The following is an 18,723-nucleotide window of genomic DNA, read 5'->3' as shown; positions in this document are numbered from 1 at the left end:
GCCACCATACCGCCCCCCGGTGGTCCGTGCGCGGCCATCGGCCCGCTTCCCGGCTATTTCGGGTTAACCCAACAGCGTACCCGGTTGACCGGACAGCGTATCTGCTTAACCGGTTGCGCTGCCGGGCTAACCAGATGGCGCATCCGGTTAACCCGACGGCGCATCCGGTTAACCCGATGGCGCGTCGGGTTAACCCGACGGCGTAACCGGTTAACCCGACAGCGCATCCGGTTAACCCGATGGCGTGACCGGTTAACCCGACGGCGTAGACTGTAAACCCAAAAGAAGGAGGAAAAAGCCCGGCGCCAGCAGGCCCGAACCGGGCACTGCCCGGCCCGCCCGGCCCTAACGGCCACGAGGTGCTGACGCAACAAAAACGGCGGGGCAAAGACATTCGGGCGCGGGTAGAGCAAGCCAGGACAATGCCCTGACCACCACTACTTCGGCCAGCGCCAAAGCCCGGTATGCCAGGACAACGCACCAAATATACCTGCCGCGACCGGCCCCGCAAACGTTTGGGGAAAATAAATCGGCCCGGCTGCCAAAGCGGTAGCACAACAGCGCAAAGGTTCCGGTGCGCGGCCCCGCACCGTCAGAATAGCTGCTAACGGCGTGGGGCCGCGCACTGAAACCTTTGCGCTACTGCCCGGCCCCGGCCGGCAGGGCCACCCCGTAGAGGGCGGCTACGGCGGCATCGACGGCCGCTTCGGGCGCGGCGGTGTCGGCGGCGGGGTCGGCCGCTTTGGCGGCCAGAATCTGCTGTACCAGCGCGGCAATGGCCGCTTGCTCGGCAGCCGTGGCGGCGGGGATGGGAATCCGTTTGAAGTATTCGTAAATCAGTTGATACCCATTCTGAATCTCCGTGCAATAATTAGCAATCAATAACCAGCCTATCTTGGAGTTGAGGACGCCCAGAAGAAACAAGTCATTGCCTGGTATTATATAAGTGGCGTTGTTTACATAGGTGTTATGCTTATCAAAAGTGAATACGGGTTTCACTTGAAAAACCTGATAGATAATCTTCTCTTTCTCGAACTCTTGCCAGTAGTCAATGCTGTCTTGAACTTCATACCACTTGTATGTACCAGGCTTACGGCCCGGCCATTCAGCAGCCTCTTTTCCCGTTAGATTTTTAGGACGTGGCTCCAGCTTCTGGCGGTACTGCTCAAGATGCGCCATCACCGCAGGATATTTACCGGGGTCGATACCCCGGCGCATGAACAGTAAATACTTGTCGCCTTTAGGCTGTTGGTATCTCTTTATGTCGCGTCCTCCAAGGAACGGCTTGATAATCTCGATTGAGTTTGGGTCTTTAGCAATAAGAAGCTCACGAGTAACGCCATCGATTACAAAAGCTTCATTTGAACCAGTTTTAATGCCGTAATAAATTCCGCCTTTGACATACTCTCCGAGTGGTGTACCAACAGCGTGGAGTTTATCTAAAAACTCTTGTGCTTCAGCATCAGCCATGTTCCATCCTTCTGTTTTTAATGAAGATTGATGAACAGTGCGTACTAGGCTTGTCACGTAAGAATCGAAGTTTGCAGTCAGCAGCTTCGGCAACGCAGCGGCGCGGAAGGTGCTTTCCGCAGCGGGCGCGCCCTGGCGCAGGGCCACGATGGCGGGGTAGGTGGTGGCTTCGGGGAACACGGGCAAGTCGCCGAAGTCCACGAATTCGAGCAGGGTTTGGGCACTGGCCAGCCAGCCGCGCAGGGCCGCCCCGTAGCCGGCCCGTAGCCACTTGTTGGGCACGATGTAGGACAGCTCGCCGCCGGGGGCCAGCAGCTCGGCCCCGAGTTGCAGGAAGTACACGTAGAGGTCGGCCGTGCCGGCAAAGACGTGGCCGAAGCGCTGTTTGAGGTGGGGCTTGAGGGCGGTGAAGGCTTCCTGCCGGATATAGGGCGGGTTGCCCATCACCACATCGAAGCCGCGAAAGGCCCCCGCCTCATCCAGCACCTCCGGAAACTCGAAGCGCCACTCGAAGGCCTCCCGAAAGAGGGCACCCTGCTCGTGGGCCTGGATTTCGGCGTCGAGCTTGTCGGCCAGCAGCTCCAGGCGGCGCATGTCGAACTGCCGGGCGTCCTGCTCTTTGGCGCTGCCCGCGAATAGCGTGCCCTGGGTTTCGAGGACCAGGCGCTGGTTGCGGTACTTGCGCAGGTCCTCCCGCTTCTTGTCCTTGAGGTGCAGCACGGCCGTGAACTGCTCCTTGATTTGCCGGAAGAACCCCAGCAGGGTATTCTTGTCCTCGCGCCCCCGACTGCCGAAGTATTCGTGGGTGGCCTCCTTGTACTTCTTCAGCGTGAAGCCGCCCTTCTTAAACACCTCCGACAAGTCCACGTCGAGGGCGAAGCGGGCCAGCAGCGAGTTGCCGGGCTTCACGTTCAGGTCGAGGTTGGGCAGGGTTTCAAGCTCGCGGAAGTCGGTTTCGGGCTTGTAGTAGGCGTGTTTGAGCAGCTCAATCCACAGGCGCAGCCGGCAGATGCGGACGGAGTTGGGGTTGAGGTCGACCCCGAACAGGGCGTGCTCCATCAGGGCGCGCTTCTCGCGGAAGAGGGCGCGTTGCAGGCGGGTGCGCTCCGGCCCCACGGTGCGCAGCCCGGTGGCGGCATCGAAGGTGGCCACGCGGTAGGGAGCGGGCAGGCCGTCGGCATCGGTCACCAGCAGCTCGTCGTGCTCCACCTCCAGGGAGTAGGGCAGGCGCGCGCCGTCGTCGTCGAGCAGCAGGCCGAGACGCGATTTCAGGGCCAGCAGCTCGTTGAGGGCACTCACCAGAAAGTGGCCCGAGCCCACGGCGGGGTCCAGCACGGTGAGGGTGTTGAAGTGGGCGGCGTATTCCTGGCGGCGGGCGCGCTTGGCCGGTATCAGGGCATCCTGCAAGTCGTCGAGGGTTTCGCAGCCGGCCAGCTCGGCCAGGGCGGGGGCCTGGGCGAAGTGGCGCAGCACGGCGCGGCCCAGGGTCTGGCGGGCCATGTACATGGTCACGAAGCCGGGGGTGTAGAACGAGCCGTCGCGGTAGCCGTTTATCTTTTCGAACACCAGCCCCAGCACGGCGGCCGAGAGCAGCGGCCGGGGCGCGGGGGCGGCGGGAGCGGCGGCGGCATCGGCACCGGGCGCGGCGGGCGCGTGGCTGGTGGTGGGGTCGGTGGCAAAGTCGTAGGCGTCGAGGAAGTGCAGCAGGTAGGGCAGCGCGGCCCACTGCGGGGCGGCGCTGGTGTGGGCCTTGGCCGGGGGCACCACCGGCGCCCCCGCCTTGCGCAGCACCGAGCCGGGGTAGGGCGCCAGGCCCAGCCCATCGCGCAGCCCGCTGATGTCGAAGGTGTAGCCCTCCAGCTGGCTGGGCTCGAAGAGGGAGGAGTTGAGGTAGGGCACCTCGGGGAAGGCGGCGCGCACGTCCGGGCTGCGGTCGGCGGGGGCGCGGTTCAGCACCTCAAAGAACAGGGTCAGCACCTCGTCGTAGTCGGTGAGCCGGGCCGGGTGCAGGAAGCGGAAGTGGGCCGCGTCGGCGGGCGCGTGGTAGCGCACCAGCTGCCCCTCCAGCAGCTTGAGAAACAGCAGGCGGTTCACCCACATCAGGCACAGGGCCAGGGCCACTTCCTCCAACTGGGCTTCCAGGGTGTCGCCGTAGGGGGCGCGCTCGGCCAGCGGCAGGTTGTTGAGGCCGTGGCCGGTGTGCAGCTTGCGCAGGGTGTTTTCGAGCAGGGAGCCGGGCTGCCGCTCGGCCTCGGGGCAGCGGCCAATGCGGCGCAGGCCGCCCTGCTTGTCCTCCTTCAGCCCCATCAAATACAGCAATTCGTTGTAGAACTCCTGGTTGAGGGTGTTGGGGTCGCGCCGCCCGGTGAGGGGCTCCTTCAGCAGGTAGGCCGGGTGAAAGAGGCGGTAGAGAGCCAGCACCTCGGTGGCTTTGGTGGGCAGGCCGGGGCGCAGGTCCACGTAGGCCACGCGCAGCTCGCCTTCGAGGGCGGCCAGCTTCTTGCCGGCAATGGACTTGTAGAAGAAGTCGGTATCGGTGGCGGCCTTGGCCCCCGCCTTCCAGTCCCGAAACGCCTTCACCAGCGCCTTGTCCTTCCAGAACAGCCGGTTGAAGTCCACGGCATCGAACACGTACCACTCGTAGCCCGTCGTGATGATAAGGCGGCGGAAGTCGTCGGCCTGCTCGTCGGTGCGGTCCTCCAGGTAATACAGCAGCAATTGCTGGAAGGCCTTGCGGTTGAGGTCGTCGGGGGCCAGCATCTCGCTGGGGTTCTTCGGCCCCTTCACCTCCAGCACCACCGCCACCGGCGAGTCGGCCGTGTCGCCGAGGTGCAGCACCAGGTCGCGCTTGTTGTGTACGTTGCCGTAGCGGGAGCCGCCCTCGGTGGGCCGGCTCACGCTGCGCAGGAAGTCGAGAATGTGGGTTTCCCCGTGCCGCTCAATCTTGTTCGGGTCGAGGTGCCGGAGCATCTCCGCCAGATGGGCGCGGAATTCGGCAAGCTGTTCGGGAGTGGGGCGCAGGCGGCGCAGGGCGGTAGTGGCCGCGTCAGGGGTCAGGAGGCTGGGTAGAAGCATGGGAGCAAATGTAGGCGCGGGCCGGGCGTGGGGCGTGGGGTTCCCGCTGGCACACGTCTGCGACGCGCGCCAGCCAGTGGCGGGGCAGGCGGAGCCCGGCGGCCCCTACTCTACCTGAATGTGGACCACCTGCCCGGCCGCCCGCACCACGTACAGGCCGGGGGCCAGCCCCGCCACGTCCAGCGTGGCCGCACCGGCCTGGGCGGGCACCGAGCGCACCACGCGGCCCAGCGCATCGAGCAGCTCGGCGCGGGTGGCGGCGGGCGGCAGGGCCAGCGTCACCCGACCGGTGGCGGGGTTGGGGTAGGCGGCCAGCACGGCGGGCGCGGTGCCGGGCGCGGTAGCCAGCGGGCCGGTGCCGCCGTTCAGGCGCACGCTCGCCGTGCCGGCATTGAAGTTGGTGACCACAAAATCGAGGTCGCCGTCGGCATCCACGTCGCCCAGGCTGATATCGCCGGGTGCGCTGCCTACGGCCACGGTCTGCGCGCTGCCAAAGGTGCCGGTGCCGTTGTTGAGGCGCAGGTCCACCGTGTTGCTGCCGTAGTTGGGCACCAGCAGGTCTGCGTCGCCGTCGCCGTCCACGTCGCCCAGGGTCAGGCTGATGGGGCTGGTGCCCGTGGCCAGGTCCTGAAAACCACTGAATACTCCGCTCCCGTCGTTGAGGCGGACGCTCACGGTGTTGTCACCATAGTTCGTGGCCACCAGGTCGAGGTCGCCGTCGTGGTCGAGGTCGGCCAGGGCCACCGACCAGGGCGTAGTGCCCACGGCCACGCTCTGGCTCCCCGAGAAGTTGCCCGCCCCGTCGTTCAGCCGGATGCTGATGCTGGACGTAGAGGAGCTGGTCACGGCAAAGTCCAGGTCGCCGTCGCCATCCACGTCGCCGATGGCCAGCACCACGGGGCCCCGGCCCACGGTCACGCTCTGCGAGCCGCTGAAAGTGCCCAGGCCGTTGTTGAGACGCACGTACACCGTCCCGCCAAAGAAGCCCATGCCCTGGTCGGCTTTGAGCAGGTCGAGGTCGCCGTCGCCGTCCACGTCGGCCAGGGCCACATCGCCGCCCGGGCTGCCGCCCACGGTCAGGGCCTGCGAGCCGCTGAACGTGCCCCGGCCGTTGTTGCTGCGAATGCTTACCTGGCCACTCATCCCGTTGGCCACCACCAGGTCCAGGTCGCCGTCGGCATCGATGTCGCCCAGGGCGCTGCTGAATGGCTGCGTGTCTACGCTCGGGTCGGCCCCCGTCCCAAACTGCCCCGCGGATACCCGCGCCGCCGTGGTGAACTGCCCCACCCGGGCCGGGCCCAATGCGCCGCCTGCCCCGCCAGCACCGGCAACGGCCGTAGTCACGGTGTACTGCACCGTTTCGCCCGGCCGGAAGTCGTAGGCAGTCGGGGCAAACGTGAGGGTATTGCCGGCCACCGCGGCCAGACCCCCGCCCCGCAGCCCCCCGCGTTGCCTGCTGAACACCTTGAGCGCCCCGGCCGAAGCGGCCGTCAGCGGCTGGCTGAACGTGGCCACCACGGAGGCATTGCGGGGCACCGCCCGGGCATTGGCCGCCGGGCTGATGGTAACGATGGCAGGCCCCTGGGCCAGCGCCGACGCGAAGGGAGCCAGCCAGAGCAGCCCTCCGGCTGCCCCCGCCAGGCAGGAGTAGAGTTTCAACACCATAAGAAAAGGAGAGCCGGTAGCCGCAGATGCCCTGCCTCCTCCGGCAGGCATCGCCCCACAAACATACGCGGGCCCCTTCCAATCGATTGGCACCCTTGATGCCCTCCCGGCCTACTCCACCTTCAGGGTCCGGGCCACGCGCTGCTCCCCGGCCCGCACCTGCACCCGGTACAGGCCGGGGGCGCGGCCCAGCAGCGGGACTTCGGCCGTGCCGCCGGCCTCGGTCAGGCTCACCGGCTGCTCAAACACGGTGGCCCCCAGCGCGTCCGTCAGCGTCACGGTGGCTGTCTCCATGCCCGGCACCGCCGGCACCTGCACCGTCGCCCGGATGTGGGCCGGGTTGGGGTACACGCTCACGTCGGTTAGCGGGGCCAGGTCCTGGGCACTGGCCGCCGGCCCCCACAGTTCCAGCAGTACCGGGACCACCAATAGGCCCATGCGGGGCGAAAACACGATATTTCTCATAGTCTGGATAGGAAGTATAACATAAAGCCGGGGCCACCGGGAGCCAGCGCCGCCGCCTCCCCCCGTCAGGTGCTCCGTTCTGGTGTTGTTGCTGGTCAGCTCAGTTGCCTCGTTCGCCCGTCCGTCAGCGCCACCCCGCCATCCCGCTTACTCGAAAGCCGGCGTCAGCGTTGGCCTGTTCCGCATAAAAAAGGCCCCCTTCCAACGGAAGGGGGCCTTTAAAATTGTGTAGGAAACCAGGAATTATCCCGCCGCCAGCGCCTCAGCCCCGCCCACGATTTCGAGAATCTCGGTCGTGATGGCCGCTTGCCGCGTCCGGTTGTACGTCAGCTTGAGGGCTTTGAGCAGCTCACCGGCGTTGTCGGTGGCTTTGTCCATGGCCGTCATGCGCGCGCCGTGCTCCGAGGCGTTGCTTTCCAGCACCGCCTTGTAGAGCTGAATCTTCAGCGACTGCGGAATCAGGGTCCGCACGATTTCTTCCTTGTTGGGCTCGAACAGGTAGTCCACGTTGGCCGTGGGCGTCGCCGAAGCGGGCAACGCGGCCGGCACCAGCGGCAGCAGCTGCTCGGCGCGGATAAACTGCGTCGCCACGTTCTTGAACTCGTTGTACACCATCACCACCTCATCGTAGGTGCCGTTGCGGAAGCCGTCCATGGCCACCTCGGCCGCCTCGCGCACCGTCTCAAACGAGAGCTTGGCGAAGACGTGGGTGAAGTTGCCCACGACGCTGCCCTTGCGGGTGTAGTAGTCGTGCGCCTTCTTGCCAATGGCCAGCACCGAAATGCTGGTGGCCGGCAGCTTGGCATACCGCTCCGCAATCAGCGCATTCACGCCCTTAAACACGTTCGAGTTGAACGCGCCCGCCAGGCCCCGGTCCGAGGTGATGGCGATGACCAGCACCTTGCGCACCTCGCGGGCCACGCCGTAATCGCTCACGATGTCGGCATCGGCCGTGCGGGTCAGGTTGGCCAGAATGGTGTTCAGCCGCTGGGCATAAGGCCGCATCCGGATGATGTTGTCCTGGGCCCGACGCAGCTTGGCCGCCGCCACCATTTTCATGGCTTTGGTAATCTGCTGCGTGCTGCTCACCGACTGAATGCGGCTGCGGACTTCTTTTAAGCTTGCCATTGATAACGGTTAATTGAACGTCATGCAGCGCGCAGCGCAGCATGACGTCCTTTTCTTACTTGACTACTTCACCGCGTAGCTCGCCGCCACGTCCTTGGCTACCTCGCGGATGGCCTTGGTGGCGCTGTCCTCCAGTTTGCCAGCCTTCAGGGCTTTCAACACGTCGGGGTAGCGCGAGTTCATCACCTGGCCAAACTCCTTCTCGAATTCGCGCACGCGGTTCACGGGCACGGTATCCAGCAGGCCGTTGGTCGAAGCGTAGATGATGGCCACCTGGTCTTCCACCTTCACGGGCGAAAACTGGGGCTGCTTCAGAATCTCCAGGTTGCGACGGCCGCGCTCGATGGTGAGCTTGGTCGAGGCATCAAGGTCGGAGCCGAACTTAGCGAAGGCTTCCAGCTCGCGGAACTGGGCCTGGTCGAGTTTCAGCGTACCGGCCACTTTCTTCATCGACTTAATCTGGGCGTTACCACCCACGCGCGATACCGAAATACCTACGTTGATAGCCGGCCGAACCCCCGAGTTGAACAAGTTCGTCTCGAGGAAAATCTGGCCGTCCGTAATCGAAATTACGTTGGTCGGGATGTATGCCGAAACGTCACCAGCCTGCGTCTCAATCAGGGGCAGGGCGGTCAGCGAGCCGCCGCCTTTCACCAGATGCTTGATGCTGTCGGGCAGGTCGTTCATGTTCCGCGCAATCTCGTCCGAAGAGTTGATTTTAGCAGCCCGCTCCAGCAAACGGCTGTGCAGGTAGAACACGTCGCCGGGATAAGCCTCACGTCCGGGAGGACGACGGAGCAGCAGCGACACCTCGCGGTAAGCCACCGCCTGCTTCGACAAGTCATCGTACACCACGAGGGCCGGACGACCCGTGTCGCGGAAGAACTCACCGATAGCGGCCCCCGTGAAAGGCGCGTAGAATTGCAGCGGCGCGGGGTCGGCGGCCGGAGCAGCTACCACCACCGTGTAATCCATGGCCCCGCCTTTGGTCAGCGACTGCACCACCTGGGCAATGGTCGAAGCCTTCTGGCCGATAGCTACGTAAATGCAGAACACGGGCTCGCCGCGCTCGAAGAATTCGCGCTGGTTCAGGATGGTATCGATGGCCACGGCCGACTTGCCGGTCTGGCGGTCACCGATAATCAGCTCGCGCTGGCCCCGGCCAATCGGAATCATCGCGTCAATCGACTTGATGCCGGTTTGCATGGGCTCAGTCACCGGCTGACGGAAAATTACGCCGGGCGCCTTGCGCTCCAACGGCATTTCGTACAGCTCGCCGGTGATGGGGCCACGGCCGTCAATCGGCTTGCCGAGGGTGTTTACCACGCGGCCCACAATGCCTTCGCCCACCTGGATGGAGGCAATTTTGCGGGTGCGCTTCACCGTGGCGCCTTCCTGAATACCGGAATAGTCGCCGAGCAGTACCGCGCCCACGTTGTCTTCTTCGAGGTTGAGGACGAGGCCTTGCAGGCCATTCTCAAACTCAATCAGTTCGCCCGCCTGGGCTTTGCTCAGCCCGTAGATGCGGGCCACACCGTCGCCCACTTGCAACACGGTGCCGACTTCTTCCAGCTCGGCTTCGGACTTGAAATTGGACAGTTGCTGCCGCAGGATTGCGGAGACTTCATCCGGACGTACTTCTGCCATTTATTTGGGAATCTAATGTGATGAGGTAATGGAGTGATGGGGTAATGAGGTAAGTAATAAAAAAACCGGCGGCCGGTCACATCATTACCTCATCACCAAAGACCTCATCACACCTTCTGTTGATAAGTATTTTCCTGCAAAGAGATGCGCATCTTCCGTAGGCTGGTGCGCACCGAATCATCAATCTGGATATCGCCCACCCGCAGCACGAAGCCACCGATGAGGTCCGCGTCCACTTTCTCGGTGAGTTTCACCTGAGTCAGGCCGGTTTGCTCGGTCACCAGCTTCTCCATCTCAGCCCGCGAGGCCGGCGTGAGTGGCGTAGCCGAGGTCACCTCGGCCATCTGGATGCCCTGCATGGCATTGTACTGCACCTGAAACTCGGTGCCCATTCCTTCCAGCGCCGACTCCCGGTTTTTCTGGGTGAGGATGGTGAAGAAGCGCATGGTAACGTCCGACACCTTGCCCTTGAAAATGGCAGTGAGGATGGCGAGCTTCTTGTCGTGCTTCACAATCGGGTTGCGCAGCAACAGGCGAAGCTCACGGCTTTCGGCCACGGTCTTGCCGAGCAAGTCCATGTCCGCCTTCACCGAATCCAGGGTGCCCATCTCCTTGCCCAAGTCGAGGAGCGACTTGGCGTAGCGGGCCGCTACTCGTTGGTCAGCCATAGTATGTTTTAGTTGTCAGTTGGTTGTTGTTAGTTGTCAGGTCCGTTGGTTATAGCCGTTTGCACGACCCATCAACCGACAACTAACAACCAGCAACTAATTCAATTTAACGTCTTTCAAATACGAATCCACCAGCTGCGTTTGAGCGGCCGGCTCGCTCAATTCGCGGCGCAGGATGCGCTCGGCGATGTCAACCGACAGCTGGGCGGCGGTATTTTTCACCTCGGCCAGCGCGGCGTTCTTCTCGGTCTGAATGGCTTCGCGGGCTTGCTGCGTGATGCGGTTGGCTTCTTCCACGGCTTTGGTCTTTTCCGTTTCGCGGAATTGGTTGACCATAACCTGGGCTTCCTGCATCATGCGGTCGCGCTCCTGGCGGGCGTCGGCGAGCAATTTTTCGTTGCCGGCTTTCAGCTGCTGCATCTCGATTTTGGCCTGGTCGGCCATGCGCAGGGCGCTTTCGATGCTGTCTTCCCGCTCACGCAGCCCGGCCATAATGGGCTTCCAGGCGAACTTGGTCAGGACGAAGAGGAGGAGTAAAAATAGGATTGTCTGCCAAAACAGCAGGCCTAATTGGGGGGTGATTAAGTCCATCGAATCAGTAGGTTAGCAGTGAAAAGAAAAGCAGCCCGCGCCGCGCCGCGAGGGGCGGACGCGCCAGCGGGCTGCCGAACTTGTAGCGGCTACTTCTACAGCTTGAAGCTCACCAGCAGGCAGACTACCACTGCGAACAGGGCCAGACCTTCGATAAGAGCAGCGGCAATCAGCATTACCGTCTGGATTTTACCCGAAGCATCGGGCTGGCGGCCAATGGCGTCCATGGCGCTACCGCCGATGCGGCCGATACCAACACCAGCACCCAGGGCCACCAGACCAGCACCAATACAGGCACCCATTACAGCGAGGTTGTTACCGTTGCCAGCTACTGCGGCCACAGCCTGCAAGAACAAAGAAAGAAGCATAAACTTGGAAAAAAGAAAAAAGAAAAATTGAAAGTCAGCTAGTCACGACTGGGGGGAGGAGCGCCGTGAGTTCGCAGGAAAAACGTGAATTAGTGGGCGGCCGGGGCACCTTCCGAGCCGTCGTCGTAGCCCATCTGGAAGTCGGAATCGTGGTGGTCTTCCACCGCACCGCCGATGTACATGGCCGACAGCAGCGTGAATATGTACGCCTGCAGCAAGGCCACCAGCAGTTCCAGTAAGCTGATGAACAGCGCGAAAGGAATAGCAACGACGCCTACGGTGGCCGCCTTGAACAGGAATATCAGGCTGATGAAGCTCAGAACAATGATGTGCCCGGCCGTGATGTTGGCAAACAGACGAACCATCAGCGAAATCGGCTTGATGAAAATGCCCGCAATCTCAACCGGCACGATGATGGGCAACAACAACAGCGGCACGCCCGGCGGGCGGAAGATGTGGCCCCAGTAGTACTTGTTCGAGCTGAACAGGGTGATGAGCAGCGTGGCCACGGCCAGCATAAACGTCACGGTGATGTTGCCGCTCAGGTTGGCCGCGCCGGGCGTGAGACCCAGCAGGTTGTTGAACCAGATGAAGAAGAAGATGGTGAGCAGGTACGGCATGTAGCGCTCGTACTTGGGGCCGATGCTTTTCTTGGCCACTTCGTCGCGAATGAACAGGACGATGGGCTCCAGCATGGACTGCACCCCTTTGGGCGCACCGCCCTTGCGGGTGCTGTAGCCACTGGCTACGGTCCGGAAAATCAGAATCAGAATCAGGCAGCTCAGCATGAGCGAGGCCACGTTCTTGGTGATGGAAAAATCGTAAAGTGGGGTGCCGTCGGTGCTGACGAGCTTGCTCTCCTCCAGCTTGACGGTGCCGTAGGTATGGGTTTCGGAGTCGTGCAGCTTGCTGGACGAAAACACCGATAGGCCGTGCGCAGGCTGGTAAGCAATAACGGGCAGCGGCAGGGTGATGTGGGTCCCCGTGTGCTCGTCACCCAGCGTGGCGAAGTGCCATTCATGGTTGTCGGCAACGTGCTCCATGATGACTTTGCCGGGGTCGAAATTTTCCGACTTGGCTCCTTCAGCAACAGCCGTTTCGGGCTGCTGAGCAAATGAAGGCAAAGTGAGGAGAAAACAGAGGGCGAGCAGTAAATGCTTCATTCAGTCAGACTTAGGGGCGAAGGCGGCGAAAGGGGCCGGAACTCCAATTACCCTGATTTTGAAAACGGGCGCAAGTTACTAAGGATAGCCCAAATTTCAAACCCAGCATACAAAAAGTACAGGACGAAGAAGGCAATAAGCAGGCTCGCGGTGCCCTGGTCGCGCCCCCCGCCGGCCCGGTATAAGTAGATGCCCAGCACCAACACTGACCCCAGAAACCGCAGCACGACCCCACCGAAATAAGCGGCGATAAAGTAATCCTGCTTGAGGGCCGTGACGCGGGCGGTGAGGTAGTACGTGCCGCCCGTGAGCACCGCCAACAGCAGCAGCACGCGCCCGGTGTAGGGGTGGATGATGTGCGGGCCGAACTGCGCGCCCAACAGGTAGATAATGGCGGCCAGGGCAAGCGTAAATAAAGCTAAGTGCAGCAGGAATCGGGGCATTAGAATTATTTGGTCAGCGAGCGAATGACTTGGTAGAGCGCCACAAACAGGCCTACCAGCATCAAACTTACTGTGTAATAAGGCGTTTTGTTGTGGTAGTGGCCATCGAGCCAAGTACCAAACCAGGCGCTAAGGCCAATGATGGCCAGCATGGTGAAGGCAATGCCGGAGTATTTGGCCACGTTGCTGGCCTGGTCGGCGGAAGAATCGGTCTTGGGCTTTTCGGGCGACATGGCGGGTGGGAAATAAGGGACAATGACGGCAAGGTAACGGGCAAAATCCGGGCAAACGCGCCAACATGACACGGGAAAGCGCTGGCTGAAATGAAAAAACGTAATTTTACCCTTCCGGCTACGTTAGCCAACCGGCGTGTGCGAACATTTCGGGGCGCGTTGGGCGTTCCGGGCGCGACGGCTTGCTTTCATCCTTTCTCTTGGCTTTGACACACCATCTGCTGATACATCGCTGGGCCGCGCTGCTCGTCTTCCTGCTGGGGCTGGGCGCGGCGGGCTGCGCGTCGGATAAAAACCTGGTATCGCACGCGTTCAACAACGTAGCGGCGCGCGACAACGCGTACTTTCTGGCCCGCGAGAAGCTGCACGCCACGGAAGACAAGCTCTACGCCGGCCGCGTGAACGACTACAACCAGACGCTGCCCCTGTTTCCGACGCTGGACAGCGGCACCGTGCGCGCCAGCCGGGCCGAGTTGAACGACATCATCAAAAAGGCTTCGATGCCGATTCAGCACCGGCCGGGTTCCGACTGGACTGATGATGCTTACGTACTGGTGGGCTGGGCGCGGTTTTACCAGATGCAGTTCGATGACGCGGCCCTGACATTTAAGTACGTCAACTCGACCAGCAAGGACGCTAATGCTCAGCACGAAGCCTTGATTGGACTGATGCGCACCTTCGTGGCGAAGGGCGAGTTTGAGAATGCCAAAGCGGTGTCGGACTTGCTGGACAAGGAAACCGGCCTGCCGCAGGATGCCCGCCAGCTGTTCCTGACCCGCGCCGACTATTACATCCGAATCGACGAGCCGGCCAAAGCCATTCCGCAGCTGGAAAAGGCCATTCCGCTGATTGAATTCAAGAACGAACGGTCGCGGACGCGCTATATTCTGGCGCAGCTCTACCAGGATGCGGGCGATAACAAGAAGGCCTACGACCAGCTCGACCAGATTCTGGCCCGCAATCCGCCGTATGAGCTTGATTTTCAGTCCAAGCTGATGATGGCGCAGGTGTCGGACCTGAGCACGCAGGACCGGGCACGGCTGGACAAGAACTTCGCAGGCTTGCTGAAAGACCTGAAGAATAAGGACTACCGCGACAAAATTTACTACGAGATGGCGCGGCTGAACTACCGCGAAAAGAACTACCCGGAAGCGCTGAAACTGCTGCGCCAGTCCATCAAAGCCACCACCACCAACCGGCTGCAAAAGAGCTACACTTACCTATTGGCAGGCCGCATCTACTACGAAAACCTGCAGAAATACCGCCTCGCGGCGGCCTACTACGACAGCACGGTGCAGAACCTGGCCAAAGACGCCCGCAACTACATCGCCATCAAGGAGCGCAGTGACATTCTGAAAGATTTCGCCAAGCAATACACCATCATTGAAACGCAGGACAGCCTGCAGGCCCTGGCCAAGCTGAGCAAAGACGCGCTGGACCAGCAGCTGGGCGTGTATGCTGAGGCGGAGATTGTGGCCAAAAAGAAGGAGGCCGCCCGGCTGGCCGCGCAGCAAAAAACGCAGGCCCAGGCAGCCGAATTTGCTGCGCGGCCGCAAAGCAGCGCCCCCAGCTCTTTGCTCGGTGGGGCCAGTGCCGTCGACCCGCTGTCTTTTGACCCCACCGCTACGGCCTCGGCCGGGGTGTGGTATTTTGATAATCCGGCCACTTTGGGTACGGCGCGCGCCGATTTCATCCGCAAGTTTGGCGACCGGCAATTGCAGGACAACTGGCGCACCAGCCGCCAGGCCAGCAGCTCGCCCAATGCGCAGGCCAATGGCGGCGTGCCCGTGGCCATCACCGGCAACGGCCAGACGCGGGTGAACGGTGGCCGGCCCGATTCGGCCGCGACTGCCGCAGCGGCCAACCCCGACGCCGAGAAAAATGCCTTGGTGGCGCAATACCGCAAGGACATTCCCTTTACTCCGGCGCAGCTACAGGCATCGGATAAGCAGGTGGAAGCGGCGCTGTACGAGTTGGCCGGCATCTACAAAGAGCAGCTGAAAGAGCGCGAAAAAGGCTTCGACACCTACGACAAGCAGGTGACCCGCTACGTGCGCGGCGAACACGCCCCCGATGCTTACTACCTGCTCTATCTCTACAACAAAGACAAGCCCGACGCCGCCAAAATGGCGCAGTACGCGGCGGCGCTCCAGCGCGAGTTCCCGACGTCTATCTACGCCAAGCTGATTGCGGACCCGCTCTACCGCGAGCACGAGCAGGCCCTGCACAACGCCGTGGCCAGCCGCGTCGACTCAGCTTTCCTCTACTACAAAAATCAGGAATTTCGGAAAGCTTCAGCGGTGCTGGCCCGTACCGAAAAGCTGTACCCCAAGAGTGACCTGAACGACCGGGTGGCTTACCTGAAAACGCTGCTCGTCATCCGCACGCAGCCGCCGCTCACGGCGCGCTCGTCCATCGAAAAGTTTTACCAGGACTACCCCAATAGCCCGCTGGTGCTCAAGGCCCAGGCGATGGTTGACACCTACAAGAAGCAGGAAACGGGGCAGATAACCGGCGCGCTGGCATCGACCGAAAAGCCTGTGGTATCGATATTTCGCCCCGGCGAGGTCGACAACCGCCTGCGCATTTTCTACCGGGAAGATGAGAGCCCGGCGAAGGCATTGGGCGCACCGGTGCCGGTGCCGGCTCCCGCCACGCCCGCGCCCAAAGCCGCCACCAAGCCGGAAGCGGTAGTACCCAGTGGCTCGGCTGGCCCCGCCCCGACAACTAAAACAGCCCCTCCAAGCGCAGCGCCGGGCGCTCCGGCTCCGGCGCCCGTGGTGGGAGCGCCCGGTGCCGCGTCGGCCACTACTCCGGCGCCTTCGCCAGTTGGGGGCAGCCCTACGCCCACCACGGCGGGGGCCAGCACGGCGTCTTCGGCCCCGGCCACGGCCTACGTTACGCAGCTGAGCGGGGCCCACGCGGTGGTGCTGGTATTCCCCAAAAGCTCGCCGGCGGCTACGGATTTGGCTACGCAGCTGGGCACCTACAACAACCGGTTTTTCCGGGCCAACAACCTGCAAATCGAAACCCCGACGCTCGGGACCGACCAGGACTTGTTTGTGGTGCGGGCGCTGCCGGGTGCCAAGGTGGCCCAGAGCTACGCCACCAAGCTGCGCGGGCCGCAGTCGCCGCTGGCCCGGCTGCGCGGGGCCGGCTATCAAACCCTGGTTATCAGCCTGGAAAACCTTGCACTGCTGCAATCTTCCGGTGATTTGGCCGGGTATTTGAGTTTTTACCAGCGCGTGTACAAATGAGTTTTTCGGGCCCGAAACGCCCGAAAGCCTCCGGCCCGCGCCGGGGGCTTTATTTTTGCTGAATTATTTCCGTCTTTGCTACTTATGCCGACCTCCTCCCCCGCCCGCCGTCCCAAGCCGATGCCCCTGAAACCGGAGCGCAAGGGGCGGTTCACGGCCTTTGTTCGTACCATGTGGCTGCTATTCGGGGCCGGCGTGCTGGGGCTGGGCCTGTTTGTGCTGGCCGTGAGCGGCAACTTCCTGAACCTGTTCGGGCGCATGCCCAACCTGAAAACGCTGGAGAACCCGCGTTCGGAGCTGGCTTCGGAAATCTATTCGGCCGATGGCGTGCTGCTGGGCAAGTACTTCCACGAAAACCGCACCCCCGTCGAGTTCAAAGACCTGCCCCAGAACCTGATTGACGCCCTGATTGCCACCGAAGACGTGCGCTTCGAGCAGCACTCCGGCATTGATGCCAAGAGCGTGATGCGGGCCGTGACCGGCGTGCTCACCTTCAGCCACAACGGCGGCGGCTCCACCCTCACCCAGCAGGTGGCCAAGGTGCTGTTCCGCACCCGCGGCGACCTCAACGATGGCTCCCTGAACGGCACCGGCAAACTGGGCCTGCTCATCACCAAAACCAAGGAGTGGATTCTGGCCATCCGTCTGGAGCGCAACTACACCAAGCGCGAAATCATGCGCATGTACCTCAACACGGTGGAGTATGGCTCTAATTCCTTCGGTATCAACACCGCCACCAAAACCTTCTTCAACAAGAAGCCCAAGGAGCTAAGCACGCCCGAGGCCGCCACGCTGGTGGGCATCGTGAACGCGCCCGGCCGCTTTAGTCCCGTGCTGCACCCCGTGCGCTCCAAGATGCGCCGCAACTGGGTGCTGCGCCAGATGGCCAAGTCGAACTACATCACCGACGCTGAGCTGGCCCAGGATACCGGCAAAGCCATTGTGCTGCACTACTCCGTGGAGAACCCCAGCAAGGGACTGGCCCCTTACTTCCGGGCCGAGGTGGTGAAGTCGCTGCTGGCCTGGGCCAGGGAAACCGACCACGACCTGTACTCCGACGGACTGAAAATCTACACCACCGTGGATTCCCGGATGCAGGAATACGCCGAGAAATCGGTGGCCGAGCACCTCGCTTTGCAGCAGAAGTGGTTCACCGCTCACTGGAAGGGCCAACTGCCATGGCGCGACGAAACCGGCAAGGTCATCCCCAACTTCCTCAACAACTCCATGCGCCGCACCCAGCGCTACAAGTCGCTGATGAACATCTACGAGGGCAACCGCGACTCGGTGAACTACTACCTGCACAAGAAGTACAAGATGCCGGTATTCACCTGGCAGGGCGAGAAGGAAATGCTCATGTCGCCGCTCGATTCGCTGGCCTACTACAAGCGCTACCTGCAAGCCGGCTTCATGGCCATGAACCCCCTCAACGGCCAGATTAAGGCCTGGGTAGGTGGCCCCAACTACAAGTTCTTCAAGTTCGACCACGTGCGGCAGGGCAAGCGCCAGCCGGGCTCCACGTTCAAGCCCATTGTATACACGGCCGCCATCGATCAGGGCTATTCGCCCTGCTTCCCGCGGCCCGATGTGGCCACCACCTTCCCCGCCGTGGCCGGCCGCGCCGCCTACACCCCCCACAACTTCGAGGGCGGCTACTCCGGCCGTGTCTTCACCCTGCGCCAGGCCCTGGCCCGCTCCATGAACTCCATTACGGCGTGGCTGGTGATGAAGCTCACGCCCGAAACCATCGTCACCTACGCCAAGCGTCTCGGCATCACCTCCCCCATCGATGCGGTGCCCTCCATGGGCTTCGGCACCTCCGATTGCAGCATCTACGAGCTGTGCGGGGCCTACGCCACCTTCGTCAACAAAGGCGTGTGGACCTCGCCCATCATGGTCACCCGCATCGAGGACAAGAACGGCAACGTGCTGCGCGAATTCGTGCCCCAAACCAAGGAAGTGCTCAGTGAGGAAACCGCCTACCTGATGACCTACATGCTGCAGGCCAGCACCACCGAGCCCGGCGGCACCAGCACCATCCTGCACACGGGCTTCAAATTCCCGTATGAAATCGGGGCCAAAACCGGCACCACCAGCAACTATTCCGACGCTTGGTTCATGGGCATCACCCCCGACCTGGTGTGCGGCATGTGGGTGGGCGGCGAAGACCGCAGCATCCACTTCCGCACCGGGGCTTACGGCCAGGGTGCCCGCGAGGCCCTGCCCCTCTACGGCCTCTTCATGCAGAAGGTGTATAAGGACAAGAGCATCGGCATCAACACGGGCCCCTTCCCCAAACCAGCGGCGCCGCTCAGCATCGAAATCGACTGCTCGAAGTACTACGGCGGCCAGCGCGACACCATCCCCGCCGACCAAAAGATGGCCACGCCCGACCCCGCCGACCTGGACGACAAGGACATCTAGCCCCAAACGTCCTAATGTTTTGCCCGGCCTCCCCTACCGACTTGCCGGAGGCCGCCGGGCTCCCAACAGAATTTTAGAATGGCTGGCGACTTTCGCCAGCCATCTTTCGTTATGGTTGATGCGCGA

The 18,723-nt window shown here is 62.3% G+C and carries 13 protein-coding genes; 2 read left to right on the top strand and 11 right to left on the bottom strand.

All coding sequences use genetic code 11. The annotated features are described in order from the left end of the window. Positions 1-639: 639 nt before the first annotated feature. The 11 genes from J4G38_RS02345 to J4G38_RS02295 form a co-directional block, all read right to left on the bottom strand. A complete protein-coding gene (locus J4G38_RS02345) occupies positions 640-4,545 on the bottom strand; it encodes a type IIG restriction enzyme/methyltransferase (protein ID WP_210518186.1) in 3,906 nt (1,301 codons plus the stop codon). A 105-nt stretch (positions 4,546-4,650) separates the two neighbouring features. After that, a complete protein-coding gene (locus J4G38_RS02340; protein ID WP_210518184.1) occupies positions 4,651-6,210 on the bottom strand; it encodes an FG-GAP-like repeat-containing protein in 1,560 nt (519 codons plus the stop codon). Between the two features lie 111 nt (positions 6,211-6,321). Next, a complete protein-coding gene (locus J4G38_RS02335) occupies positions 6,322-6,675 on the bottom strand; it encodes a T9SS type A sorting domain-containing protein (RefSeq protein WP_210518182.1) in 354 nt (117 codons plus the stop codon). Positions 6,676-6,918: 243 nt separating this feature from the next. Further along, on the bottom strand, positions 6,919-7,803 hold the full coding sequence (gene atpG / locus J4G38_RS02330) for an ATP synthase F1 subunit gamma (protein ID WP_210518180.1): 885 nt from the start codon (positions 7,801-7,803) through the stop codon (positions 6,919-6,921). A gap of 63 nt (positions 7,804-7,866) precedes the next feature. Then, entirely contained in the window at positions 7,867-9,450 is a 1,584-nt protein-coding gene (gene atpA / locus J4G38_RS02325) for a F0F1 ATP synthase subunit alpha (protein ID WP_210518178.1), read from the bottom strand. A 107-nt stretch (positions 9,451-9,557) separates the two neighbouring features. Beyond that, on the bottom strand, positions 9,558-10,118 hold the full coding sequence (gene atpH, locus J4G38_RS02320; protein ID WP_210518176.1) for an ATP synthase F1 subunit delta: 561 nt from the start codon (positions 10,116-10,118) through the stop codon (positions 9,558-9,560). Between the two features lie 96 nt (positions 10,119-10,214). After that, entirely contained in the window at positions 10,215-10,709 is a 495-nt protein-coding gene (locus J4G38_RS02315) for a F0F1 ATP synthase subunit B (RefSeq protein ID WP_210518174.1), read from the bottom strand. Between the two features lie 95 nt (positions 10,710-10,804). Further along, positions 10,805-11,077: an ATP synthase F0 subunit C gene (gene atpE, locus J4G38_RS02310; RefSeq protein WP_191007053.1), complete on the bottom strand. Its 273-nt coding sequence runs from the start codon at positions 11,075-11,077 to the stop codon at positions 10,805-10,807. 89 nt (positions 11,078-11,166) lie between these two features. Further along, positions 11,167-12,201: a F0F1 ATP synthase subunit A gene (gene atpB, locus J4G38_RS02305; RefSeq protein WP_317198169.1), complete on the bottom strand. Its 1,035-nt coding sequence runs from the start codon at positions 12,199-12,201 to the stop codon at positions 11,167-11,169. An 86-nt stretch (positions 12,202-12,287) separates the two neighbouring features. After that, entirely contained in the window at positions 12,288-12,683 is a 396-nt protein-coding gene (locus J4G38_RS02300) for a hypothetical protein (protein WP_210518169.1), read from the bottom strand. Positions 12,684-12,688: 5 nt separating this feature from the next. Then, positions 12,689-12,916, bottom strand: a complete 228-nt coding sequence (locus J4G38_RS02295) for an AtpZ/AtpI family protein (protein WP_210518167.1) — start codon at positions 12,914-12,916, stop codon at positions 12,689-12,691. Positions 12,917-13,122: 206 nt separating this feature from the next. Between J4G38_RS02295 and porW the strand changes: the two genes are divergently transcribed. Next, entirely contained in the window at positions 13,123-16,173 is a 3,051-nt protein-coding gene (gene porW, locus J4G38_RS02290; protein ID WP_210518165.1) for a type IX secretion system periplasmic lipoprotein PorW/SprE, read from the top strand. An 84-nt stretch (positions 16,174-16,257) separates the two neighbouring features. Beyond that, a complete protein-coding gene (locus tag J4G38_RS02285) occupies positions 16,258-18,597 on the top strand; it encodes a penicillin-binding protein 1A (RefSeq protein WP_317198168.1) in 2,340 nt (779 codons plus the stop codon). Positions 18,598-18,723: the final 126 nt, after the last annotated feature.

This window comes from Hymenobacter terricola (genome assembly GCF_017921975.2).
Lineage (GTDB): Bacteria > Bacteroidota > Bacteroidia > Cytophagales > Hymenobacteraceae > Hymenobacter > Hymenobacter terricola.
The sequence above is the reverse complement of the archived record's forward strand: the minus strand, read 5'-3'. Positions and strand labels throughout refer to the sequence as shown.